Below are 24,679 nucleotides of genomic sequence, written 5' to 3' on the forward strand. Positions count from 1 at the left end.
CCATTTGAGACTATTTTGCGCATGCATGACATTCCGGCCGCGTTGGGCGATTTAGTGCGTCAGCAGACCCTTACGGCGATGTACAGCGAGCACCACGGCTGGTTGCAGGGCTGGCTGCGCAGAAAACTGGGGTGTTCCCAGCACGCCGCCGACCTGGCCCACGATGCCTTCATCCGTGTGCTGATGCTGGCCGAGCCGCAAAATATCAAGGAACCGCGGGCCTTCCTGGCCACCACGGCAGGGCGTTTACTGATCGATGGCGCCCGGCGGCGTCGGATTGAAAAAGCCTACATGGAAGCCCTGGTCATCCAGAGCGAGGACGCCGGCATGCCCGATCCGGCCGCGATCCATGTCGCCCTGCAAGCCCTGGAACGCATCGCCGAAATGCTTGCCGGCTTACCCGCCAAGGCCCGCGAAGCCTTCCTGCTGAGTCGCCTCGACGGGCTGACCTACAGTGAAATCGCCACACGCCTGGGCGTGTCCGCCAGCACCGTCAAAAACTACATCTCCAGCGCCCTGGTGCACTGCTACCACAGCCTGCATGCGGCAGACCCGCTGGCATGAACTCCGAACAGATCATCCGGCAAGCCGCGAATTGGCTGACACGCCTGCATGACGAAGAGGTCAGTGAGGCCGAGCGCCAAGCCTTCAACGCCTGGTGCCAGGCAGACCCGCGTCACGCGGTCGCCATCGAACGCATGCGCTCGCTGTGGGGCAGCCTCGACACCTTGCCTGCACAACCTGCACGCCTGGCCCTGAACCGTGCGTTTGCGCCGCGACGCGCGCGCGGTGCACAGGTGATGGGTGTGCTCGGCATCGTGCTGTGCGGCTGGCTAAGCTTGGAGCATCTGCCCGTATGGATGGCCGACCAGCGCACCGGCGTGGGTGAGCGCCGCCAGATCGCCCTCGAAGACGGCAGTCAGTTGCAACTCAACAGCAACTCGGCGGTGGACGTGAAATTCGACGGTCACCAACGGGTGATCGAACTGCTGCAAGGCGAACTCTGGGTCGACGTGGCCAAGGACGCGCAACGACCCTTCGTGGTGCGCACCGACCAAGGCACGGCGACGGCATTGGGCACGCGTTACCTGGTCAAGCGTGCGCCAGACGGCACCACGGTGGTGACGGTGATCGAGTCCACCGTGGCAGTCAAAGGTGACAGCAGCGAAGGCGTCAAGGTCGCCGCCGGCCAGCGCTCGATCCTCGACCATGGCCGCGCCCAGCCGCCCCAGGCCAGCGGCAACACCGACCCGGACGCCTGGACCCGTGGCCTGCTCAAGGTCAACGACCAACCCCTGAGCGAGGTGCTACAAACCCTGGCCAGCTATCGCCACGGCCTCGTGCGCTTCGACGCCCAGGCCCTGCAGAACCTGCGGGTGACCGGGGTGTTCAAGCTGGATGACACGGCGGCGGCACTCTCGACGTTGGCGGATAACCTACCGATCCAGGTGGAGTACTTCACCGACCTGCTGGTGGTGGTCAAGCCGCGCTAGCGTTCGTTCTGGCGCAGGCGCTTGTACAAGGTGTTGCGGCTTACCCCCAGCTCCCGCGCCAGGTGGGAAATATTCCCACCGGCCGCCTTCAGACGCTGGGTCAGGTCGATGCTGTCATCCAGGTATTCGCTGGCGGGCAGCGGCGCTGTCACTTTCAAATCCACAAAAAAATCGTCCGGCAGATGCTCCGGACGGATCGGCTGTTCCTCCGCCATCGCCAGCGCCACCTGCAACACGCTGCTCACCTGGCGCAGGTTGCCGGGCCACGGGTGCTGTTCGAACAGCGCCAGCACCTCGGCGCTGAGCCCGGCCCACTGGCTTGGCTCCCGGTGTTGCTGCCACAGTTGCTGGAACAGCGCCCGTTTGTCGCTGCGTTCGCGTAGCGGTGGTAATTCAAGGGTCAGGCCGCCGATGCGGTAGTACAAATCCTCGCGAAAGCGCCCGGCCTGGACCTGCTCGCGCAAGGCCCGGTTAGTGGCCGAGATGATGCGCAAATCCACCGGGAACAACTCGCTGCTGCCCACCGGTTGCACGCAACGCTCCTGCAATACCCGCAACAGGCGCGCTTGCGTCGGCAGCGGCATATCGCCGATTTCATCGAGGAACAGCGTGCCTTTGTCGGCCTTGCGGATCAGGCCGATGCTGCCTTTCTGGTTGGCGCCGGTGAACGCGCCTTTTTCGTAGCCGAACAGTTCCGATTCCACCAGCTCGGCGGGAATCGCCGCACAGTTCACCGCGATAAACGCCTGCTGGCTGCGGGAACTGGCCTGGTGCAGGGCCTTGACGAAGACTTCCTTGCCCACCCCGGTTTCCCCGTGGATCAGCAGCGGGATGTCCTTCTCCAGCAGGCGTTCGGCCTGGCGCACGGCTTTTTCCACGCGCACATCACCAAAGTGCAAGGTCTTCAGGCCAATCGCGGCGGGCTTTGGCGCAACGGGCTCGCTGAACACGCGGGCCTGCACCGGCATCTGCTTCGGTCGCTTCAGCAGGCACTGGAAGCGATTGCGTCCCGCCGCCTGCAACGAAAAGGGCAGGCCCTCCGGCTGATTGAGCAACTCCAGCAGCGATACCTTGAACAAACTGTCGATCATCACCCGCGACAAACTGATGCCCAGCAGGTTGTCTGCCCGGCGGTTGGCCGAAAGCACCTGGCCGCTCTCATCAAAGATCAGCAGGCCCGCCCATTGGCTGTCGAGGTTGCTCAGGCCGGTGTTGAAGGTCAGTTGGAAGTGTTCGCCGCGAAACAGGTTGAGGATCAGCCGGTTTTCCACGGTCTGGCTCATCATCTTGACCATGCCCAGGGTGTGGGAGGGCGGCAGGTAGCTGTCACTGGACACATCCAGCACCGCGATGATTTCGCGCTGGGCATCGAAGATCGGCGCTGCCGAGCCGGTCATGAAGCGGTTGGCCTTGAGGAAGTGTTCGTCATGTTCGATATGCACCGCCTGGGCACAGGCCAGTGCGGTGCCGATGGCATTGGTGCCGCTGGAGCGTTCCATCCAGCTGGCGCCGGCGCTGAATCCCCGGGCCAGCTTGGGCTCGATAAAGCGCTGGGTGCCCCAACTGGTCAGCACCTGGCCCTGGTTGTCGGCCAGCATGATCAGGCAGTTGGAATTGCTCAGGATGTTTTCGTAGTAGGGCAGGACTTCCTGATGCGTGGTCTGTACCAGGGAATGCTGGCTTTCCAGCAATTGGCTGATGCCCTCGGCGGGCAGTTGATCGAAGCTGGGCGTGCTCTGGTGGTCCAGGCCGAAGGCGCGGCAACGGCGCCAGGATTCCTGGATAAGGGTGTCGTGAGCCAGGGGTTCGGCCATGGGGCGACCTTCTTTTTATTGTTTTGGGGTCTTGCACAATCCAACGGATGCAACCACGTCAATCGGGTTCAAAGAGTGTTGTTCAGAACTGTTCATTGTCAACCCCCGGATTGTTCAGTTGTTCAGCCAGACCTGTTCATTTCTGTTCGCTCCTGAACATCCCTTTTCACCCATTTCCTTGCGGATCAAGCACCTGCCGTTTTTGGCATGAAACTCGCTCTGACGACTGGCCAGATTCATTCCAATAATAAAAAAGGTCGTGTCATGTCATTGACCCTGGAACATGTCTCCCGCGTCGTCGAAGGCCAAACCTGGATCGACGACGCCAACCTGCGCTTCGAAGCCGGTTCCTTCAACGTCTTGCTTGGCCGCACCCTGTCCGGCAAGACCAGCCTGATGCGCCTGATGGCGGGCCTGGACAAGCCCGACAGCGGGCGCATCCTGATGAACGGCGTGGATGTCACCCACAAACCAGTGCGCCTGCGCAACGTGTCGATGGTGTATCAGCAGTTCATCAACTACCCGACCATGACCGTGTTCGAAAACATCGCCTCGCCGTTGCGCCAGGCCGGTGTGTCCAACGAGCTGATCCAGAGCAAGGTGCTGGAAACCGCGCGGATGCTGCGCATCGAGAAATTCCTGCAACGCCACCCGCTGGAGTTGTCCGGTGGCCAGCAGCAACGCACGGCCATGGCCCGCGCGTTGGTGAAAGATGCCGAACTGATCCTGTTCGACGAGCCACTGGTGAACCTGGACTACAAACTGCGCGAAGAGCTGCGTCAGGAAATGCGCGAGCTGTTCAAGGCGCGGCATACCATTGCCATCTACGCCACCACCGAGCCCAACGAGGCCCTGGCCCTGGGTGGCACCACCACCATTCTTCACGAAGGCCGGGTGATCCAGAGCGGCAAGGCCGCCGAGGTGTATCACCAGCCGCAGACCGTGTTGGCCGCCGAGCTGTTTTCCGAGCCGCCGATCAACCTGATGCCGGGGCGTATCAGCGGTAATGAGGTGAGCTTCGCCAATTTTGTGCACTTCCCGTTGAACGTCGACCTGCGCCCCATCGGCGAAGGCGAATTCCGCTTTGGTGTGCGCCCCAGCCATATCAGCCTGGTGCCGAGCAACGACGACGACCTCGAGCTGGCGGTGACCGTGGAAGTCGCCGAAATCAGCGGTTCGGAAACCTTCCTGCATGTGCGCAGCGAGCATTTCCTGCTGGTGCTGCACCTGCCGGGGGTGCATGAGTACGACGTCGACGCGCCGATCCGTGTGTACATCCCCACCCATAAACTGTTTGTGTTCGATGGCCAGGGCCGTTTGGTCCAGGCCCCCGGGCGCCGCGTCGCGAGGGTTGCCTGATGGCCGAGATCCATTTGCAGAACCTGGCGCACAGCTACAGTCCCACACCGAGCGGCCCCGAGGACTACGCCATCCGGGCAATGAACCACGTGTGGGAGCAGGGCGGTGCCTACGCCTTGCTAGGGCCGTCGGGCTGCGGCAAGTCGACGTTGCTCAATATCATCTCCGGCCTGCTCAGCCCGTCCGAAGGGCAGGTGTTGTTCGATACCCGAGTGGTCAACGACCTCACCCCGGAAAAACGCAACATCGCCCAGGTGTTCCAGTTCCCGGTGGTGTACGACACCATGACCGTGTTCGATAACCTGGCCTTTCCCCTGCGAAACCAGGGCATGGCCGAGGCGAAAATTCACAGCAAGGTGCAGGAAATTGCCGAAGTCCTCGACCTGCAAAACCTGCTGAGCAAAAAAGCCCGCAACCTCTCCGCCGATGAAAAACAGAAAGTCTCCATGGGCCGTGGCCTGGTGCGGGATGACGTGTCGGCCATCCTCTTTGACGAACCGCTGACGGTGATCGACCCGCACCTGAAGTGGAAGCTGCGGCGCAAGCTCAAGCAGATCCATGAGCAGTTCAATATCACCATGGTCTACGTCACCCATGACCAGCTTGAGGCCTCGACCTTCGCCGACAAGATCGCGGTGATGTACGGCGGGCAGATCGTGCAATTCGGCACGCCCCGTGAGTTGTTCGAGCGGCCCAGCCACACCTTTGTCGGCTATTTCATCGGTAGCCCTGGGATGAATCTGATCGAGGTGCAGGCCGAGGCCGGCGGTGTGCGCTTTGCCGGCACGCTTCTGCCGTTGTCCGAGGCCTTGCAGCAACGTATCGCCGGCAGCGACTACAAGACGCTGCAGGTGGGGATCCGCCCGGAATTCATTCACGTGTGGGACGAATACAACCCTGACGCCCTGCAAGCCGATGTCACTCACCTCGAAGACCTCGGCACCTACAAGATCATGACCCTCAACCTCGACGGCGCCACCCTCAAGGTGCGCCTGGCCGAAGACAAACCGGTGCCCGAGGGCAGGGCGTCCATCAGCTTTCCCGCGCAGTGGCTGATGGTGTATGCCGACGATTACCTGCTGGAGGTGCAGCCATGAACAAGGTGCAGAACAACAAGGCCTGGTGGCTGGTGTTACCGGTGTTCCTGCTGGTGGCATTCAGTGCGGTGATCCCGATGATGACGGTGGTCAACTATTCGGTGCAGGACATCTTCGACCAGTCCAGCCGCTACTTTGTCGGCGCCGACTGGTACAAGCAGGTGCTGCTCGACCCGCGCCTGCATGACTCGCTGCTGCGCCAGTTCATCTATTCGGCCTGCGTGCTGCTGATCGAAATCCCCCTGGGCATCGCTATCGCCCTGACCATGCCGACCAAGGGCCGCTGGTCGTCGCTGGTGCTGATCATCCTCGCCATTCCGCTGCTGATTCCGTGGAACGTGGTGGGCACCATCTGGCAAATCTTCGGCCGCGCCGATATCGGCCTGCTGGGCTACAGCCTCAACGCCCTGGGCATCAGCTACAACTACGCGGCCAACACCATGGACGCCTGGGTCACGGTGCTGGTGATGGACGTGTGGCACTGGACCTCACTGGTGGCGCTGCTGTGTTATTCCGGGCTGCGAGCGATCCCGGATGTGTACTACCAGGCCGCACGTATCGATCGGGCTTCGGCGTGGGCGGTGTTCCGGCATATCCAGCTGCCGAAGATGAAAAGCGTGCTGCTGATCGCGGTGATGCTGCGCTTCATGGACAGTTTCATGATCTACACCGAGCCCTTCGTCCTCACGGGGGGCGGGCCGGGGAATGCCACGACGTTCCTCAGTCAGACGCTGACCCAGATGGCCGTAGGCCAATTCGACCTGGGCCCGGCGGCGGCGTTTTCCCTGGTGTACTTCCTGATCATCCTGTTGGTGTCCTGGCTGTTCTACACCGCCATGACCCACTCCGACGCCAACCGCTGAGGCCGCCAACATGAGCAAGCGCAAGGTTATTCCGCTGCTGATCTACATCCTGTTCCTGCTGGTGCCGATCTACTGGCTGCTGAACATGTCCTTCAAGAGCAACACCGAAATCCTCGGCGGGCTGACCCTGTTTCCGCAAGATTTCACCCTGGCCAACTACAAGGTGATCTTCACCGACCCGAGCTGGTACACCGGTTACCTCAACTCGCTGTACTACGTGAGCCTGAACACGGTGATTTCCCTGAGCGTGGCGTTGCCGGCAGCCTATGCCTTCTCGCGCTACCGCTTCCTGGGCGACAAGCACCTGTTCTTCTGGCTGCTGACCAACCGCATGGCGCCACCCGCGGTGTTCCTGCTGCCGTTTTTCCAGCTGTATTCGTCCATCGGCCTGTTCGACACGCACATCGCCGTGGCCCTGGCCCACTGCCTGTTCAACGTACCGCTGGCGGTGTGGATCCTGGAGGGCTTCATGTCCGGGGTGCCCAAGGAAATCGACGAAACCGCCTACATCGACGGCTATAGTTTTCCCAAGTTCTTCGTGAAGATTTTTATCCCGCTGATCGGCTCCGGCATCGGTGTGACCGCGTTTTTCTGCTTCATGTTTTCCTGGGTCGAGCTGCTGCTGGCGCGCACCCTGACCTCGGTCAACGCCAAGCCCATCGCCGCGGTGATGACCCGCACGGTGTCGGCCTCGGGTATCGATTGGGGCGTGCTGGCAGCGGCGGGGGTGTTGACCATCCTGCCCGGCATGCTGGTGATCTGGTTTGTTCGCAATCATGTGGCCAAGGGCTTTGCCCTGGGCCGGGTCTGAGGAGTCGATGATGGAATGGATGGCCTGGACCACCCCCACTGCACTGTTCTTTGGCGGCATTGCCCTGATTCTGGCGGGCATGACCACCTGGGAGCTGCGCTCGCCGAGCATTCCGCGGCGCGGCGTCCTGCCGATCAGCACCACCCGTGGTGATCGCTTGTTTATCGGTCTTCTCGGCAGCGCCTACCTGCATTTGCTGGTGATCGGCGTTACCGACTGGAGCATCTGGGTAGCGTCCGCGCTCTCCCTGGTATGGCTGTTGAGTGTGATGCGTTGGGGCTAGTGCCCCGACACCTTGTAGGAGCGAGCTTGCTCGCGAAAATCGCCAACGATAACGCGGGCATTCTGGATGTCCGCGGTGTCCTCGGGTTTTTCGCGAGCAAGCTCGCTCCTACAGGGGGTTGTGGCGTTTGTAGTCCTTTTTGAAATTAACCAGGAGGTCTCTATGTTGAATAAGAACAATAAGCTGCGACATAGCATTTCATTGGCCGCCGTACTGGCCCTCAGCGGTTTGAGCGCTTCGGCCTGGGCTGATGCGTATGAAGATGCGGCGAAGAAATGGATCGGCAGCGAGTTCAAGCCGTCGACCCTTACGGCCGACCAGCAGCTTGAGGAGTTGAAGTGGTTTATCAAGGCCGCCGAACCGTTCCGTGGGATGAAGATCAACGTGGTGTCGGAAACCCTCACCACCCACGAGTACGAATCCAAGGTGCTGGCCAAGGCCTTCAGCGAAATCACCGGCATCAAGCTGACCCACGACCTGCTGCAGGAAGGCGACGTGGTGGAGAAACTGCAAACCCAGATGCAGTCCGACAAGAATATCTATGACGGCTGGGTCAACGATTCCGACTTGATCGGTACGCACTTTCGCTATGGCAAGACCGAATCCATCACCGACCTGATGGCCAACGAAGGCAAGGCCTTTACCTCGCCCACCCTGGATATCAAGGACTTTATCGGCATCTCCTTCACCACCGCGCCGGACGGCAAGATCTACCAGCTGCCCGACCAGCAATTCGCCAACCTCTACTGGTTCCGCGCCGACTGGTTCGAGCGTCCGGAACTGAAAGCCAAGTTCAAGGAAAAATACGGCTATGACCTCGGCGTGCCGGTGAACTGGTCGGCCTATGAAGACATCGCCAAATTCTTCAGCGAAGACGTCAAGGAAATCGACGGCAAGCGCATCTATGGGCACATGGACTACGGCAAGAAAGACCCGTCCCTGGGCTGGCGCTTCACCGATGCCTGGTTCTCCATGGCCGGCGGCGGCGACAAGGGCTTGCCCAACGGTTTGCCGGTGGACGAGTGGGGCATCCGCGTGGAGGACTGCCACCCGGTAGGCTCCAGCGTCACCCGTGGCGGCGACACCAACGGCCCGGCGGCGGTGTTCGCCACGCAGAAATACGTGGACTGGATGAAAGCCTATGCGCCACCGGAAGCGGCGGGCATGACCTTCTCCGAATCCGGCCCGGTGCCGTCCCAGGGCAACATCGCCCAGCAGATCTTCTGGTACACCGCGTTTACCGCCGACATGACCAAGCCGGGCCTGCCGGTGGTGAACGCCGACGGCACGCCGAAATGGCGCATGGCGCCGTCGCCGGTCGGACCGTATTGGGAAAAAGGCATGAAGAAGGGGTACCAGGACGTGGGTTCCTGGACCTTCCTCAAGTCCACCCCGGAGAAACAGAAACTCGCGGCCTGGCTCTACGCGCAGTTCGTGACCTCGAAAACCGTGTCCCTGAAGAAAACCATCGTCGGCCTGACGCCGATTCGTGAGTCCGACATCAACTCCCAGGCCATGACCGACATGGCGCCGAAACTCGGTGGCCTGGTGGAGTTCTACCGCAGCCCGGCGCGGGTCGAGTGGACCCCGACCGGCACCAACGTGCCGGACTACCCACGCCTGGCGCAACTGTGGTGGAGCAACATCGCCGCCGCCGCCAGCGGCGAGAAAACCCCGCAACAGGCCCTCGACAACCTGGCCAAGGAGCAGGACGCGATCATGACGCGCCTGGAGCGCTCCAAGGTGCAGCCGGTGTGCGGCCCGAAAATGAACCCCGAGCGTGATGCGCAATACTGGTTCGACCAACCGGGTGCGCCGAAACCGAAACTGGCCAACGAGAAACCGAAAGGCGAGACCGTGGCCTACGGCGACCTGCTCAAGCAGTGGGAGGCAGCGCGTAAGTAAACGTGCCCGGGCGTGAACCACAAGACGGCACCCAGGTGCCGTTTTGTTTTGGTGCAAACATGAAGGCGCAGCTCTGTGACGCGCGGTGGTCAGGCAATCTTGAGTATGGGCAGCTTACTTTCGTGGCGGCCTTCGGGCCGACCATGTCGTTGGGTTTGACCGAGTACATATCCGTTGCTGCGGTAACGGCCGCTATGGGTTCCGCCCTTACGGCGGGTCACTTTTGGAAAGACCCAAAAGTAACCAAAAGGTCTTCGCCCCAACACTCGGCACCTCGCCTAGGCTCGGTGTGCCCGAACGAAGGCTTTGGAGCGTGGGCCGCCGCGATGGGCCATCCATGGCCCAGCGCGGCTAACCCGGCGTCCTGCCGGGTTACCCACGCTCCAAAACCTGCGTTCGGCCAGCGTGTTTAACGGGGCGATTTGAGATCAAAAGCCAAAGCGCGGCGGCCTTAGAGCCGACCGGAGTTGGGTCTGGTGTACTCGGTAAAAAATGTGGGAGGGGGCTTGCCCCCGATAGCGGTGAGTCAGTCAACCCAAGTATCACTGACCCACCCTCATCGGGGGCAAGCCCCCTCCCACATTTGGATCTCCATATATCAGATGGACCTCGGTTTGCTTCTGCTCTGCTTTTGCTCTGGCTTTTGATCTTGATCCTAGGCGCCCCGTTAACCACGCTGGCCGAACGCAGGCTTGAATCCGTGGGTAACCCGGCAGGACGCCGGGTTAGCCGTCCTGGGCCATGGATGGCCCATGACGGCGGCCCACGGATTCATGCCTTCGTTCGGGAATACCGAGCCTAGGCGAGGTACCGAGTGGTGGGGCAAGAGCCCTTTGGTTACTTTGGGGCTTTTCCAAAGTGACCCGCCGTAAGGGCGGAACCGTAGGCAGCCGTGACCGCAGCAACGGATATGTACTCGGTCAAACCCAACGACATGGTCGGCCCGAAGGCCGCCACGGAACCAACCGCCCTCACCACAAAGAGATTTTTCAGCCTGAAAGACAGACTCGCTCGCCAGCGCTTGCGACAAACCCCTGTTCGGTAAACCACCGCTGATCCTTCAGGAACAAGGACCCAGAATTGCCCGGCCTGTCACCCTGCGGTCATAAACCAGACGGAAGGCACTCAAGTCACCTCAAGTTGCGAGTTACAGCGCAGATAACAACTATGTCACTTACATCCGCAACAACGTTCAAGGATCGAACTCATGCCCCAGCGCCAATCCAGCCGCCTGACTCTTCCCGTTTATCCACGTTTTCGCTGGTTCGCTTTGATCCCGGTCGTGCCGGCCGTGTTGTGGATACTTGTGCAATCAACCTCGCCGGCCAATCTGCTGGCCTGCACGGTACTGGTGCTGATCGGCCTCGGTGCCTGTGCGTGGAGCGCGGGTTCGCAGCGCAACGCAATGCAGCAAGCGCTTGCACAGGCGGATCAGTCAGATGCGCACGCGGCGCATGACGGCATGGCCTCCCGTGCCCAGCTCGACGAGGTATTGCTGGGCGCCATGCCCATCTGGGCCAAGCAGGTGGAAAGCTCGCGCCATCAGACCGAAGAAGCGATCGTGAGTCTGGCCAACCGTTTCACCGGGATCGCCGCACGCTTGCAGGAAACGGTACAAGCTTCGCAGCACGCGGCCGGCGAACTGGACGGGCAGGCCGCTGACGGCGCGCTTGAGGTGCTGGCACGCAGTGACAGCGAGCTGAGCCAGGTGATCAATTCGCTCAAGGCCACCCAAACCAGCCGTGACCAGACCCTGGCCCAGGTCCGCAGCTTGACCGCCTACACCGGCGAACTGCGGACCATGGCCGCCGATGTGGCGGCGATTGCCGCGCAAACCAACCTGCTGGCCCTCAACGCAGCCATCGAGGCGGCGCGTGCCGGTGAGGCCGGGCGCGGTTTTGCGGTGGTGGCCGACGCGGTGCGCAGCCTGTCGAGCAAATCCAGTGAAACCGGCCAGCAGATGTCGGCCAAGGTCGACATCATCAACAACGCCATTACGCAATTGGTCCAGGCCGCGTCCAGCAGTGCCGACCAGGACAGCCATTCGGTGGCCGAGTCCGAAAACAGTATTCAAGTGGTGCTCGAACGCTTCCAGAACATCACCGGCCGTCTGGCCGAATCCGCCGACCTGCTCAAGCAGGAAAGCTACGGCATCCGGGATGAGATGACCGAAGTACTGGTCAACCTGCAATTCCAGGACCGGGTCAGCCAGATCCTCAGCCACGTACGCGACAACATGCACGCCCTGCATGAGCACCTCCTGCAGGCCAGCCAGGCCCCGGACCAGCCGGTGGCCGTCGACGCCCGCCAATGGCTGGCGCGCATGGAAGCTACCTATGCCACCGACGAGCAACGGCGCCTCCATCATGGAGAGGCGGCCGTGCAGCAGAATTCTCAAGACATCACCTTCTTTTAGGAGCACATCATGGCGAAGAATGTATTAGTGGTCGACGACTCCAGCAGCGTGCGGCAAGTGGTCGGCATAGCCTTGAAAAGCGCCGGTTACGACGTCATCGAGGCCAGCGACGGCAAAGATGCCCTGGGCAAGCTGACCGGGCAGAAAGTGCACCTGATCATCAGCGACGTGAACATGCCCAACATGGACGGCATCACCTTCGTCAAGGAGGTCAAGAAGCTGGCCAACTACAAGTTCACCCCGATCATCATGCTGACCACCGAGTCCCAGGAGTCGAAAAAGGCCGAGGGCCAGGCCGCCGGCGCCAAGGCCTGGGTGGTCAAGCCGTTCCAGCCTGCGCAGATGTTGGCAGCCGTGTCTAAACTGATTCTGCCTTGACCCCGGCGCCAGGGAGGCTCCCATGCCGATTACCACTGAAACACTCGACGACACGGCCCACGTACGCATTGACGGCGAGCTTACGATCTACACCGTAGCGGAATTGGCGGCTGCGCTGCTGCCGCAGATGGGCGCGGCGCCACGCCTGGAGCTGGACCTGTCTGAGGTCACGGAAATGGATGGCGCCGGCTTGCAGTTGCTCGCGGTCATCCGGCGTGAAGCCGGCATCGCCGGTACCGCCTTGAGCGTGACCGGCCAGAGCCAGGTAGTCATGCAGGCGCTTCAACTGTGTCGCAGCGCGACTTCTTAGTCAGCGCTTCCCAGGTTTTTTGATCGACAAGGAAAGTCACGGTGAGCATCAATCTCGATCAGGCACAACAGACATTCATCGTTGAGGCACGCGAGCTGTTGCAGGCCATGGAGCAATCCCTGCTGCAATTGGAAAGCGAGCCCGGCGACCAGGATGCCATCGGCGCGATTTTCCGCGCCGCGCACACCATCAAGGGTTCGGCGGGCCTTTTCGGCCTGGCGTCGATCGTGGGGTTCACGCATATCGTCGAAGACGTGCTTGACCGCCTGCGCGAAGGCAGTGTGGCGGTGGACGCCGCCTTGATCGCGCTGCTGCTCAAGTGCGGCGACCACATACTCGAACTGGTCGAAGTGGTCGCTGACCGCGGTGAAACGCCGACCCCTGCCGCTCTGGAGCGCGGTGAGGCATTGCGCGAGGCGCTGAGTGCCTACCAGCCGATGCGAACCGCCGTTGCCAGCGTCGAAACCGCTGAGGTGACCGACGACGTGGCGGTCGAAGTGCTTTGGCATATTTCCCTGCGCTTCGGCACGGATGTGTTCCGTAATGGCATGGACCCGCTGTCATTTCTGCGCTACCTCGAGACCTTGGGGCAGTTGATACAGGTCGCCACCCTGACCGATAGCATCCCGCCCATGGACAGCTGGGACCCGGAAAGCTGCTACCTGGGTTTCGAGATCGACCTGCGCTCGACCGCCAGCCACGCCAGCCTCAACGAGGTGTTCGATTTCGTGCGTGACGACTGTGACGTGCACATCAGTGCCGTCGATGAAGCGCCCGACAGCACCCAGGCCCCGGCGGGCGAGCCGTGCACGCAGGCCGAGCCAAGTCTTGTGACGGCTGCACCGCAGCGCCTGGCGAGCGGCGAAGCGAAAAGCCGCGACGGCAATTACGTGCGCGTCAACGCCGACAAACTCGACGAATTGATCAATCTGGTCGGCGAGCTGGTCATCGCCAGCGCCGGCGCGAACCTGCTGGCCCGGTCCTGTAACAACGACCCGTTGCACGAGGCCTCCTCGACAGTCTCGGGGCTGGTGGAAGAGATCCTCGATGGCGCCCTGCATTTGCGCATGATCCCCATCGGCGACACGTTCAACCGCTTTCGCCGCGTGGTGCGCGATATCAGCCAGGAGCTGGGCAAGGACATCGAACTGAGCATCAGCGGCGCGGAAACCGAACTGGACAAGACCGTGGTCGAGAAGATCGGCGACCCGCTGATGCACCTGTTGCGCAACGCCATGGACCACGGCATCGAAAGCGCCGATGCGCGGCGGGCGGCCGGCAAGTCGGCCAAGGGCCATCTGAGCCTCAATGCCTACCACGACTCGGGGAGCATCGTCATCGAGATCGCCGACGACGGCGCCGGCCTCAACCGCGAACGCATCCTGCAAAAGGCCCAGGAGCGCGGGCTGGTGGCCAGCGGTGCGGTGCTCACCGACCAGGAGATCTACAACCTGATCTTCGAGGCCGGGTTCTCCACAGCCGAGGCGGTGACCAACCTGTCCGGGCGCGGTGTCGGCATGGACGTGGTCAAGCGCAATATCACCTTGTTGCGCGGCACCGTCGACCTCGACAGCCGCCCCGGCCAGGGCACCGTGGTGCGCATTCGCTTGCCGCTGACCCTGGCGATCATCAATGGGTTCCTGGTCGGCATCGACCAATCCACCTACGTGATTCCCCTGGACATGGTCCAGGAGTGTATCGAACTGGATGAACAGCAGCGCCAGTCCAGTCGCGACACGGGTTATCTGGACCTGCGTGGCGAGGTGTTGCCGTTGGTGCACCTGCGCGACCACTTCAGTCACGAAGGCCCCGCGTCCCGACGCCAGAATGTGGTGGTGGTGCGTTACGCCGAGCATAAGGCCGGGCTGGTGGTGGATGACCTGCTCGGCGAGTTCCAGACCGTGATCAAACCCCTGGGCAAGCTGTTCGGTGCACTGCGTGGCATCAGCGGCTCGACCATATTGGGCAGCGGCGCGGTGGCCCTGATCCTGGACGTACCGGTACTGCTCAACCAAATCGTACAACTGGAGGCCCGCACGGCCCAGGCATCTCAGTCGCCACCGGCCGTCGCTCGCTGACGCATTTGCAATTCCATGGAGGTTCCCCGATGAAATGGTTCTACGATCTTAAAATTTCCACCAAGTTGATCTGTTCATTCCTGGTGGTCCTGGCACTCACTGGAGCCATGGGCGGCTTCGCCATCCTCCAGCTTGGTGCGGTCAACCAGGCCGCCCAGGACATCAAGGGCAACTGGATGCCCTCCATGCGTGCAGCGGCAGGCATGCGCTTTTTTGCTGCCAACTATCGCTTGAAAGAGAACCGCCACATCGGCACCGAGATTGCCGAGGAAAAGGCCCAGGCCGAACGCGAGGCCGCTGATGCGCGTCAACAGTTCGAAACCCGCATGGTCAACTACGAGCAGTTGCTGTCGAACGATGAAGATCGGCAACTCCTGGCCAGTGTGAAAAGCGCTTGGGACGCCTACCTGGCATCCAGCAAGCTGTTGCTTGAGTTTTCCCGCCAGAACCAGGAAGCCCAGGCGCGCGGTTTGCTCAGGGGAGAGTCCAAGGGGCATTTCGATGAGGTGACGGCCCGCCTGCAGAAAATGGTCGAACTCAATGATGCCGGCGCAACGGCCGCAGGTGACAAGGGTTCCGCACTGTACGAAAGCGCGCGGGTGTCGATCATCGCGGTACTGGTCGCCGCCCTGTTGATCGGCCTGGGCCTGGCGATGTTCATCGCGCGGATCATTTCCCGCCCGTTGCGCCAGGCCGCGAGCGCCGCCGAGCAATTGGCCGAAGGCAACCTCAACGCGCACATCGAGCCGGGCGGGAAAGATGAAACCGGCATGGTGCTCAACGCCATGCGCAACATGGTCGGCAAGCTCGCCCATATCATCGGCGAAGTGCGTAATGCCGCCGATAACCTGGCCAGCGCCTCCGAGGAGGTCAGCGCCACCGCGCAATCGATGAGCCAGGCCACCAGTGAACAGGCCGCCAGCGTCGAGGAAACCAGTGCGTCGGTCGAGCAGATGAGCGCCAGCATCAACCAGAACACCGAAAACGCCAAGGTCACCGATGGCATGGCCAGCAAGGCCGCCAAGGAAGCCACCGAGGGCGGCGAATCGGTACAGCAGACCGTGGTGGCGATGAAGAAAATCGCCCAGCGCATCAGCATCATCGATGACATCGCCTACCAGACCAATCTGCTCGCGCTCAACGCCGCCATCGAGGCCGCTCGGGCCGGCGAGCACGGCAAGGGATTCGCCGTGGTGGCCGCCGAAGTGCGCAAGTTGGCCGAACGCAGCCAGGTTGCCGCCCAGGAAATCGGTGAACTGTCCTCCAGCAGCGTGGACATGGCCGAGAAGGCCGGCAAGTTGCTCGACGAAATGGTGCCCTCCATCAACAAGACGTCCGACCTTGTGCAGGAAATCAGCGCCGCGTCCGAGGAACAGGCGGCCGGTGTCGCGCAGATCAATACCGCGATGACCCAGCTCAACCAGGTGACCCAGCAAAATGCCTCGAGCAGCGAGGAACTGGCGGCCACGGCGGAAGAAATGAGCAGCCAGGCCGAGCAACTGCAACAGGCCATGAGCTTTTTCGTGCTGGATTCAGCGCCCAAGGTTGCGGTTCAAAGCAACAGCGTGGACAGCCCGGGCAGCAAGCCCAACCGTCAGGCGCCACAGCCGAAACCACCGGCGCAGCGCAAGGCGTTCGCCTACACCATGGCCAGTGCCCCGGACGAAGCGGATTTCACCCGCTTCTGATCCCACGATCAATACGGGCCTACTAGGGAGAGTGACATGGGTGCAGCAATGACGACTCGGCAGACCGCAGCAGCGGTCGATGAGGATGCGCAGTATCTGACCTTCATGCTCGGCGGCGAAATGTTCGCCATCGGCATCCTGGGGATCAAGGAAATTATCGAATACGGCAGCCTGACCGTGGTGCCGATGATGCCCGCTTTCGTACGCGGGGTGATCAACCTGCGCGGCGCGGTGGTGCCGGTGGTCGACCTGTCGGCGCGCTTTGGCCGGGCCAACTCGGCGATCACCCGGCGCTCCTGCGTGATCATCATCGAGGCGAGTACCGAAGATGGCCAGGCCCAGGACATCGGGCTGCTGGTCGATACGGTGTCTGCGGTGCGGGAGATCCCGGCGACGCAGATCGAGCCGCCACCCAACTTCGGCGCACGAATTCGCGCCGACTTCATCAGCGGCATGGCCAAGGTCGACGGCAAGTTCGTGATCGTGCTGGAGGTGGGCAAGGTGCTGTCCATCGATGAGATGTCCAGCCTCGCCGAGGCCGGCCAGGCGCCGGCCCTCGACTTCGACCCGCGTTGAGACCCGACCATGGCAGACACCGTGTCCATCGATGACCATGAATTCGGTCAGTTCCAGACCTGGCTGTACCGCGCGGCCGGCATCAACCTGTCGCCGACCAAGAAAGCCCTGGTGGCCGGGCGCCTGTTCAAGCGCCTCAAGCACTATGAGCTGCACAGCTATGGTGAGTATTTCAAGCTGATCATGAATGACCAGCGCAAGGGCGAACTGCAGGTTGCGCTGGATTTGCTGACCACCAACGAAACCTATTTTTTTCGCGAGCCCAAGCACTTCGACTTCCTGCGTCAGCACGTGCTGCCCCGGGCCGCGCCGGGCAAGGTGTTTCGCGTGTGGAGCGCGGCCAGCTCCTCCGGTGAAGAACCCTACAGCCTGGCGATGACCCTGGCCGAAAGCCTCGGCAGCACGCCCTGGGAAGTGGTCGGCTCGGACATCAGCTCCCAGGTGCTGGCCAAGGCGCGCACCGGCCATTACTCCCTGGAACGCACCGAGACATTGCCCCAACCGCTGCTGGCCAAGTATTGCCTCAAGGGCATTGGTCGCCAGGAGGGCACCTTGCTGATCGACAAGGCCTTGCGTAGCCGCGTCAATTTTGTCCAGGTCAACCTTAACGAAGCGCTGCCGGCCCTGGGTGAGTTCGAGGTGATCTTCCTGCGCAACGTGATGATTTATTTCGACCAGCAGACCAAGAGCCAGGTGGTCGCGCGCCTGTTGCCGCTGCTCAAGCCGGGCGGTTACCTGATCATCAGTCACTCGGAAAGCCTCCACGGTGTCAATGACACCTTGAAGCTGGTGGCGCCGTCGATTTACCGCAAGCCATGAAAAAGCCCGTCGGTACGGCCGAAGTGGTATTGGCGCCTGGCCAGGTCAGCTTTGCGACGCGGCCGACGCGCCTGCGCACCTTGCTCGGCTCTTGCGTGGCGATCACTTTTTGGCACCCGCAACGGCTGATCGGCGGCATGTGTCACTTCATGCTGCCGGGGCGCGTGCGCGACCATCAGCCCCTGGACGGCCGATATGCCGACGAAGCCCTGGAACTGTTGCTGCGCCACGCCGAGATCAATGGCACCCATGCACAGGATTACGAGGTCAAGTTGTTCGGCGGCGGCAAGATGTTTCCCCAGCTGCGCCGCCTGCCGACGCAGGACGTGGCCAGCCTGAATATTCGCGCGGCGCTGGCCCTGGCCGAGCGCTATCACCTGCACCTGACGGCCCAGGACATGGGCAGTACCGGTTACCGCACGATCATGTTCGACCTGTGGAACGGCAACGTCTGGGTCCGGCACCAACCAATGGGAACAATTCAACAAGATGCCTACCAAAAAAATCAGTGTGCTGCTCGTCGATGATTCGGCCGTGGTGCGCCAGGTACTGCTGGCGATTCTCAGCGATACGCCGGATATCCACGTCATGGGCGCCGCCTCCGACCCGATTTTCGCCATGGATAAACTCGCCCGGGAATGGCCGGATGTGATCGTGCTGGACGTGGAAATGCCGCGCATGGACGGCATCACCTTTCTCAAGAAAATCATGAGCGAACGGCCGACGCCGGTGGTGATCTGTTCCTCGCTGACCCAGAAAGGCGCGGAAACCTCCCTGCAGGCGCTGTCGGCGGGCGCGGTGGAAATCATCACCAAGCCCACCACCGGGTTGAAGAGTTTCCTGATCGAGTCGGCGGCCGAGCTGGTGGCCGCGATCCGCGCCGCAGCGAACTCCAACGTCAGGAACCTGGGCAAGCGCAGCGCCAGCCCGGCGCCGGTACTGGCTCCGGCCAGCAAGCTCACTGCGGATGCGATCCTGCCTGCCGCCAATGGCCATGCCATGGCACAGACCACCGAGCGTATCGTTGCCATCGGCACGTCCACCGGCGGTACCCAAGCGTTGGAGGCGGTTCTGACGGCACTGCCGAGGGTGTGCCCAGGCATGGTGATCGTGCAGCACATGCCAGAAAAATTCACCGCCTCGTTTGCCGAGCGCCTCAACAGCGTATGCGAGATCGAGGTGCGCGAAGCGCGCAACAACGACCGCATTCTACCGGGCCTGGCCCTGATCGCGCCGGGTGGCAAGCACCTGATGGTGACCCGCAGCGGCGCCTATTATCACGCTCAGGTCATTGATGGGCCTTTGGTCAACCGGCACCGGCCATCCGTGGATGTGCTGTTTCGCTCGGTGGCCAAGTTCGCCGGCAGGAACGCCACCGGCATCATCATGACCGGCATGGGTGACGACGGCGCGCGCGGGCTCAAGGAGATGCTCGAGGCCGGAGCCGCCACGGTGGCCCAGGACGAGGCCAGCTGCGTGGTGTTTGGCATGCCCAAGGAGGCCATCAAGCTGAATGCCGCCCAACGCATCATGGCGCTGGAGGATATCCATCAGGCGATCTTGTATAAGTGACGTCGCGCGCCGGCTTTTGCGCTGCGCCAGAATCCGCGGCGTGGGCTACTGACGACCACTGATCCGCACCCGCACAACCCCGATTGAATTTTCCCCATGCCCGCAGGCTCTGCACTTTAGACGCGTGTGCTGTTGAGCGCGCTTGCGGGGCCTCCTTGTCGGGAGGCCTGGTTGGATCGGACTTTGCGGAAACTGCCATCATGACGCTTCTCACAGCGCTGTCGGGCCGGCCGGCCTCCATCACCCAACCGGGTCAGTACCAGTGGTTGTACCAACACCTGTATGGCGAAACCCCTGGCGCTGAAGAGGTTGCGCGGGAGTTTCTACGCACGCACTTGGCGCAGGTGCGCGACGCGCCCAGTGAGTTGCCGCAGATGCCCGAACGACTGCCGGCGTGGATCGAACAGCGCTGCGCTGACGTGGCCCAGGCCTATGCCGATTACCTTGAGCAACGCCAGCAAGGCCGGCCACGTCGTTATTTTCAGAACAAGGCCCATGCGTTGTATTTCCTGCAGCGTGTGGCGCCGACCAAACAGGTCGACGGTGCCTGGCTCAACGGGTTGCTGCGCTACTGGCAGGACCCGCGCTTCGACGGCCTGCTCACCACTTACCTGGAAGAGTTGGGTGACGGCGAAGCGGCGCAGAACCATGTGGTGATCTACCGCAAATTACTCAGCGAGCATGATGCCGACAGCGACGCCGGCCTGGACGACGATCATTACTTGCAAGGCGCCCTGCAACTGGCGCTGGGCCTGTGCGCCGACGACTTCCTGCCGGAGATCATCGGTTTCAACCTCGGCTATGAGCAGTTGCCGTTGCACCTGCTGATCACCGCGTATGAGTTGAGCGAACTGGGCATCGACCCGTATTACTTCACCCTCCACGTCACTATCGACAATGCCAGCAGCGGCCACGCCTGCAAGGCGGCGCAGTCGGTGTTGAACCTGTTGCCATTGGGCGAGGGCAGGGAGGACTTCTATCGCCGCGTGGCCGAGGGGTATCGCCTGAATGACCTCGGCCCGGGGACCAGCGCCGTTATCCACGACTTCAACCTGAATGACGAAGTGGTCGCCATGCTTGAACGCAAGCGCACGTTCGGCCAGCACATGCATTCGGATTACTGCCGCTTCGAAGGCAAGACCGTCAACCAATGGCTGGCGCGGCCGGGGCAGATCGGCGCCTTTCTCCAGGCCCTGGAAGACAAGGGCTGGATCAAGCGCAACCAGAATCCGGCCGAGAGTCGCTTCTGGCAATTGATCGAAGGTGCGGGCGCGGCGATGTTCGGCGTATTCAGCGGCTATGAGAAACAGCTGCTGCACGACTGGATCGCGGGTGACTGGATCAGCGCTCAACGTGTGGCCCTGGTACGGCCTGGACGTGGCAGCCGTTCCGCGCGCGCGCAGGATCGCCCGTCCGACCCGGACACCCAGGCGCTGGTGGATTCGCTGTGGAACCTGCCCGATGAACAGCAGCTCAATGCGCTGATCCCGTGGCTGTCGGCACGACGTCACTGCACACCTGCCGGGTTGTATGCCACTCGCCGCTTCATCCAATTGCGGGCGCGCCTGCGCTGAGGAAATCACCCATGTCTGCACAACAACTCGCCGACCGCGCCCTGCTGAACCTGGGCCGGGGGTTGAAGGAAAATGGCTACCGCTTCATCACGCCAACGCCCTTGACCCATGAACGGTTTTTCCAGCGCCAGGGAGCGCCGCTGGCGAAGGACCTGCGGGATGTCTTCGGCTGGTCGCTGCCGTTTGACCACGAGCTGTTGCCCGAGGCGTTTCGTGAGGAGCTGCAGCAGGCCGATGTGGTCGAAAAACACGAGGCGCTGTGGCGCAGTGCGGTGCGTTGGTCGAGCCTGGACGACCTGCTGTTTGCCCATTCGGCGTACCCCACCACGCAAGCGGACGCGGTGTTTTTCGGGCCTGACAGCTATCGGTTTGCCCAACTGATCGAAGCCCATATGCAACAGCGCTTCGAGCCGATCAAGCGCGCCGTGGACATCGGCTGCGGCGCCGGCGTAGGCGCATTGGTGGTCGCCCGGGCGCGGCCTGACGCCGAGGTACTGGCGGTGGACATCAACCCGCGCGCCCTGCGCCTCACGGCGGTGAATGCCGAGCTGGCCGGGTTGGCGAATGTCACGGCGTACCACGGCGATGTGCTGGGCAGCGTCGAAGGAACATTCGACCTGATCGTCGCCAACCCGCCCTACATGAATGACGACCGCCAGCGGGCCTACCGGCATGGCGGCGGGGCACTGGGCGAGCAACTGTCGGTGCGCATCGCCGGCGAGGCCGTTGGGCGCCTGGCCCTGGGCGGCAGTCTGGTGCTCTACACCGGCGTGGCGATTGTCGCCGGGGAGGATCCGTTCCTGGCCGCCGTCAAGCCGTTGCTGGGCAGCGATGCCTTTGGGTGGACCTACCGCGAACTCGACCCCGATGTGTTCGGCGAAGAGCTGGAAAAGCCCGGCTATGAGCGTGTGGAGCGGATCGCCGTGGTGGCGCTCACCGTCACCCGTTTGCGCTGACGATTATGTTCAGGCCGCAGCTTGTGGCTGCAGGTGCAACTCGCCGTCCACCTCCTTGACCAACCCACTGGCGAGGAACAGCGGCACCAGGCGCTTGTGCAACTGCGGTTCGACAAATTCCTTCACTGTATCCAACGCCAGCGCGCCACTCGAAGGCAACTCAGCCTTGGTGAAAGACAACCAGGCTTTTTTCAGTGCCATCAATACATCACTGCCCGCCGTGGAGGCAAAGCGGCGCTGGGTCGGTTTGCCGTCGAAGCTGAAGGTGTGCTGGAACGCGTAGCCGGTTTCGTCACCGCCGCTGGCGGTGCAACGAATGCAGGTGCACGGACCGTCGCCGAAAGCGCTGCGCAGGTAGCTGTTGAAGTCCACCACGGGTTTGAGTGACAGGCGCTTATCCACCTCGAACAGGTCCCCGGTCATTTTTTCGTCAGTGTTCAACGTGCAGTTCCTCGCAGTGTGCGGCAGTTTTTTCAAAGCGCGGCACGATACCAGCCGCGCGCCGTTTTAGGGGTATTTGCATAACAATAGACCCAGATATTCTTTTGCTGTCTAAAAAACCGCGGCTACGCTCCATCACCTTCTCGAAAACGCGGCAGATTCCCCATGACGTTCAAGCGTTCCTCCCTGACCCTCCTGGCCGCGTCCCTCGCCGCCGCCAGCGCGTTGCTCAGCCCCGGTGCCCAGGCCGAAGGCAAGATCAGCATCGCCCAGCAATTCGGCATCGGCTACCTGATCCTCGATGTGGTGCGCGACCAGCACCTGATCGAAAAACACGGCAAGGCCCAGGGCCTGGACATCCAGGTGGAATGGAACAGCATTTCCGGCGCCACCGCCATGAACGAATCGCTGCTGGCCGGCGCCCTGGATGTGGTGTCCGCCGGTGTACCGCCGATGCTCACCCTGTGGGACCGTACCAAGGGCAAACAGAACGTCAAGGCCATCGCCTCCTTGGGCTCGATGCCCAACTACCTGCTGAGCAACAACCCCAACGTGAAGACCCTCAAGGACTTCAGCGAGAAGGACCGCATCGCCGTGCCTGCCGCCGGGGTAGGTTTCCAGTCGCGCACCTTGCAGATCGAAACCGCCAGGCAGTTCGGCGATGCCCACTACAAGAAGTTCGATGACATCTCCATCAGCCTGGCCCACCCCGACGCCACCGCCGCGTTGATTGCCGGTGGTTCGGAGATCAACGCGCACTTCTCCAGTCCGCCGTTCCAGTACCAGGAACTGTTGAGCCCCAACGTGCACAAGGTGCTCAGTTCCTACGACATCCTCGGCGGTCCGGCGACGTTCAACGTGCTCTACACCACGCAGAAATTCCACGACGAAAACCCCAAGACCTACCAGGCGTTCTACGCCGCGCTGGCCGAAGCCGAGCAGATCATCAAGGCCGACAAGCCCGCAGCGGCCAAGGCGTATATCCGTGTAGAACAGTCAAAGCTGCCGTTGGACCTGGTGGAAAAAATCGTCCAGGACCCGGAAATCGACTTCACCATCGTGCCGCAGCGTACCTTCATCTACGCCGAGAAACTGCAGGAATTGGGCGTACTGAAAAACAAGGCGGCGAGCTGGAAGGACTACTTCTTTGAAGAGGCCCATGGCGGTAACGGCAGCTGACCTGTAAACCGCCCCTCCACATTTGGATCTCCACAATGCCTATACCGCATTCAAGCTGCGCTTGATCCAGTCATACAAGTCATTCCCCTCGCTCGACAACTCACTGTTGGCTCGCCGGCACAGGTAGTACTGGCGGCCATCATTGACCTCCAGATCAAACAGCTTCACCAGCTCGCCACTGGCCACATGGGGCGCTACCAGCGGCGCGCGCAGCAACGCGCAGCCCAGGCCGGTGAGGGTGGCGGTGAGTGCCAGTTGGCCGTCTTCCAGCAGCAAGCCATTCAGCGCCGTGGTATCGACCTCGGCGGCCTCGAACCATTGGCCCCAGGTGCCGCGTTCTTCATCATGCAGCAACGGCAGTTCGCTCAAGGCCTGGGGCGTGTAGATGGGGCCGTGTTGGGCGAGAAAGCTGCGGCTGCAATAGGGGGTCACCGCGCCGGAGATCAGCGGTTCGCTGTGATAGCCCGGCCAGTGCCCGGTGCCGAAGCGAATCGACAGGTCGGCGGCATCGCTGGGGTAGCTGCGGTGGTTGGCGTAGGTCACGTTGATGTCCAGCGCCGGGTGGTCTTTGAGGAAGTTCTCCAGGCGCGGGATAAACAGGTTGATGCCAAACAGCGGGATCAGGCTGATGGTCACCTGGCGGGTGGCGCTTTTCTCGCGCACATGTTCGGTGGCGCTGCGCAGCACGGCAAAGGCCGAGCGGATGGCACGGTAATACTCGCGCCCTTCATCGGTGAGCACCAGGTTGCGGCCCTGGCGCAGGGTCAGTGGCTGCTGCAGGAAGTCTTCCAGCAGGTGCAGTTGATGGCTGATGGCAGAGGCGGAAACGTCCAGCTCGCGCGCGGCGGCATTCACCCCGCCATGGCGCGCAAACGCTTCGAACGTCCGCACGGCACGCAGGGGAGGGTCATTGGCTAACTGTTCTGATTTATTCATGTATTGAATTAAATACCAAGTTTCAGTCCAAATAAAGAGCCATAAATGCCGTATTTACGGCATAAATAGCCTGTTATTGCTTTGGCATAACCCTATAACTTTCTGATATTTGATAAAAACAGAATAGATGC

23 protein-coding genes are annotated in these 24,679 nt (G+C 61.9%); 20 read left to right on the forward strand and 3 right to left on the reverse strand.

Translation table 11 applies throughout. The features are described 5' to 3' along the window. Positions 1-21: 21 nt before the first annotated feature. Both BB029_RS28470 and BB029_RS28475 read left to right on the forward strand, forming a co-directional pair. Entirely contained in the window at positions 22-564 is a 543-nt protein-coding gene (locus BB029_RS28470; RefSeq protein WP_065941797.1) for a sigma-70 family RNA polymerase sigma factor, read from the forward strand. Then, a complete protein-coding gene (locus BB029_RS28475; protein WP_065941798.1) occupies positions 561-1,493 on the forward strand; it encodes a FecR family protein in 933 nt (310 codons plus the stop codon). Before BB029_RS28470 ends, BB029_RS28475 begins: the two co-directional genes overlap by 4 nt. Here BB029_RS28475 and BB029_RS28480 read toward each other — a convergent pair. After that, positions 1,490-3,307 carry a sigma-54-dependent Fis family transcriptional regulator gene (locus BB029_RS28480; protein WP_065941799.1) on the reverse strand — a complete coding sequence of 606 codons (1,818 nt, stop codon included), beginning with the start codon at positions 3,305-3,307 and terminating at the stop codon, positions 1,490-1,492. The two genes, BB029_RS28475 and BB029_RS28480, sit on opposite strands and share 4 nt — an antisense overlap. 264 nt (positions 3,308-3,571) lie before the next feature. On the opposite strand from BB029_RS28480, the gene BB029_RS28485 reads away from it, so the two are divergent. The 17 genes from BB029_RS28485 (at position 3,572) to BB029_RS28565 (ending at position 21,992) form a co-directional block, all read left to right on the forward strand. Beyond that, positions 3,572-4,666, forward strand: a complete 1,095-nt coding sequence (locus tag BB029_RS28485; RefSeq protein WP_027607299.1) for an ABC transporter ATP-binding protein — start codon at positions 3,572-3,574, stop codon at positions 4,664-4,666. Next, entirely contained in the window at positions 4,666-5,763 is a 1,098-nt protein-coding gene (locus tag BB029_RS28490) for an ABC transporter ATP-binding protein (protein ID WP_065941800.1), read from the forward strand. The genes BB029_RS28485 and BB029_RS28490 overlap by 1 nt, the downstream gene beginning before the upstream one ends. Then, positions 5,760-6,626 carry a carbohydrate ABC transporter permease gene (locus tag BB029_RS28495; protein WP_025858174.1) on the forward strand — a complete coding sequence of 289 codons (867 nt, stop codon included), beginning with the start codon at positions 5,760-5,762 and terminating at the stop codon, positions 6,624-6,626. The genes BB029_RS28490 and BB029_RS28495 overlap by 4 nt, the downstream gene beginning before the upstream one ends. Positions 6,627-6,636: 10 nt before the next feature. After that, positions 6,637-7,437 (forward strand): carbohydrate ABC transporter permease, encoded by an 801-nt coding sequence (locus BB029_RS28500; protein WP_003174634.1) that lies wholly within the window; start codon positions 6,637-6,639, stop codon positions 7,435-7,437. A gap of 10 nt (positions 7,438-7,447) precedes the next feature. Continuing rightward, complete coding sequence (locus BB029_RS28505; RefSeq protein WP_027607297.1) at positions 7,448-7,720, forward strand: DUF2160 domain-containing protein; 273 nt, start codon at positions 7,448-7,450, stop codon at positions 7,718-7,720. Between the two features lie 162 nt (positions 7,721-7,882). After that, positions 7,883-9,625: an ABC transporter substrate-binding protein gene (locus BB029_RS28510; protein WP_027607296.1), complete on the forward strand. Its 1,743-nt coding sequence runs from the start codon at positions 7,883-7,885 to the stop codon at positions 9,623-9,625. A gap of 1,504 nt (positions 9,626-11,129) precedes the next feature. After that, complete coding sequence (locus BB029_RS28515) at positions 11,130-12,041, forward strand: methyl-accepting chemotaxis protein (protein WP_370671246.1); 912 nt, start codon at positions 11,130-11,132, stop codon at positions 12,039-12,041. Between the two features lie 9 nt (positions 12,042-12,050). Then, a complete protein-coding gene (locus tag BB029_RS28520; protein WP_065873103.1) occupies positions 12,051-12,419 on the forward strand; it encodes a response regulator in 369 nt (122 codons plus the stop codon). A 22-nt stretch (positions 12,420-12,441) separates the two neighbouring features. After that, positions 12,442-12,729: a lipid asymmetry maintenance protein MlaB gene (locus BB029_RS28525; protein ID WP_065941802.1), complete on the forward strand. Its 288-nt coding sequence runs from the start codon at positions 12,442-12,444 to the stop codon at positions 12,727-12,729. Positions 12,730-12,770: 41 nt separating this feature from the next. Continuing rightward, complete coding sequence (locus BB029_RS28530; protein WP_065941803.1) at positions 12,771-14,807, forward strand: chemotaxis protein CheA; 2,037 nt, start codon at positions 12,771-12,773, stop codon at positions 14,805-14,807. A 29-nt stretch (positions 14,808-14,836) separates the two neighbouring features. After that, on the forward strand, positions 14,837-16,495 hold the full coding sequence (locus BB029_RS28535) for a methyl-accepting chemotaxis protein (RefSeq protein ID WP_065941804.1): 1,659 nt from the start codon (positions 14,837-14,839) through the stop codon (positions 16,493-16,495). A 36-nt stretch (positions 16,496-16,531) separates the two neighbouring features. After that, complete coding sequence (locus tag BB029_RS28540; protein ID WP_065941805.1) at positions 16,532-17,071, forward strand: chemotaxis protein CheW; 540 nt, start codon at positions 16,532-16,534, stop codon at positions 17,069-17,071. Positions 17,072-17,080: 9 nt separating this feature from the next. After that, a complete protein-coding gene (locus BB029_RS28545) occupies positions 17,081-17,890 on the forward strand; it encodes a protein-glutamate O-methyltransferase CheR (protein ID WP_065924564.1) in 810 nt (269 codons plus the stop codon). Beyond that, complete coding sequence (gene cheD / locus BB029_RS28550; protein ID WP_065941806.1) at positions 17,887-18,417, forward strand: chemoreceptor glutamine deamidase CheD; 531 nt, start codon at positions 17,887-17,889, stop codon at positions 18,415-18,417. Before BB029_RS28545 ends, cheD begins: the two co-directional genes overlap by 4 nt. Continuing rightward, positions 18,380-19,462 (forward strand): chemotaxis response regulator protein-glutamate methylesterase, encoded by a 1,083-nt coding sequence (locus BB029_RS28555; RefSeq protein ID WP_065941807.1) that lies wholly within the window; start codon positions 18,380-18,382, stop codon positions 19,460-19,462. The genes cheD and BB029_RS28555 overlap by 38 nt, the downstream gene beginning before the upstream one ends. A gap of 200 nt (positions 19,463-19,662) precedes the next feature. Further along, the gene (locus BB029_RS28560) at positions 19,663-21,036 is read left to right on the forward strand and encodes an iron-containing redox enzyme family protein (RefSeq protein WP_065941808.1); all 1,374 of its coding nucleotides are present in this window, start codon (positions 19,663-19,665) and stop codon (positions 21,034-21,036) included. 11 nt (positions 21,037-21,047) lie between these two features. After that, positions 21,048-21,992, forward strand: coding sequence for a class I SAM-dependent methyltransferase (locus tag BB029_RS28565; protein WP_065941809.1), 945 nt, complete (start codon positions 21,048-21,050; stop codon positions 21,990-21,992). Between the two features lie 9 nt (positions 21,993-22,001). Here BB029_RS28565 and BB029_RS28570 read toward each other — a convergent pair whose 3' ends face one another. Then, entirely contained in the window at positions 22,002-22,433 is a 432-nt protein-coding gene (locus BB029_RS28570; RefSeq protein WP_065941810.1) for a hypothetical protein, read from the reverse strand. A gap of 165 nt (positions 22,434-22,598) precedes the next feature. On the opposite strand from BB029_RS28570, the gene BB029_RS28575 reads away from it, so the two are divergent. Further along, complete coding sequence (locus tag BB029_RS28575) at positions 22,599-23,612, forward strand: ABC transporter substrate-binding protein (protein ID WP_065941811.1); 1,014 nt, start codon at positions 22,599-22,601, stop codon at positions 23,610-23,612. Between the two features lie 39 nt (positions 23,613-23,651). Here the strand turns inward: BB029_RS28575 and BB029_RS28580 are convergent, their stop codons facing one another. Continuing rightward, the gene (locus BB029_RS28580; protein WP_065941812.1) at positions 23,652-24,548 is read right to left on the reverse strand and encodes a LysR substrate-binding domain-containing protein; all 897 of its coding nucleotides are present in this window, start codon (positions 24,546-24,548) and stop codon (positions 23,652-23,654) included. Positions 24,549-24,679 lie beyond the last annotated feature (131 nt).

The sequence above is a fragment of the Pseudomonas sp. S3E12 genome (assembly GCF_001702295.1).
Taxonomy (GTDB): domain Bacteria; phylum Pseudomonadota; class Gammaproteobacteria; order Pseudomonadales; family Pseudomonadaceae; genus Aquipseudomonas; species Aquipseudomonas marginalis.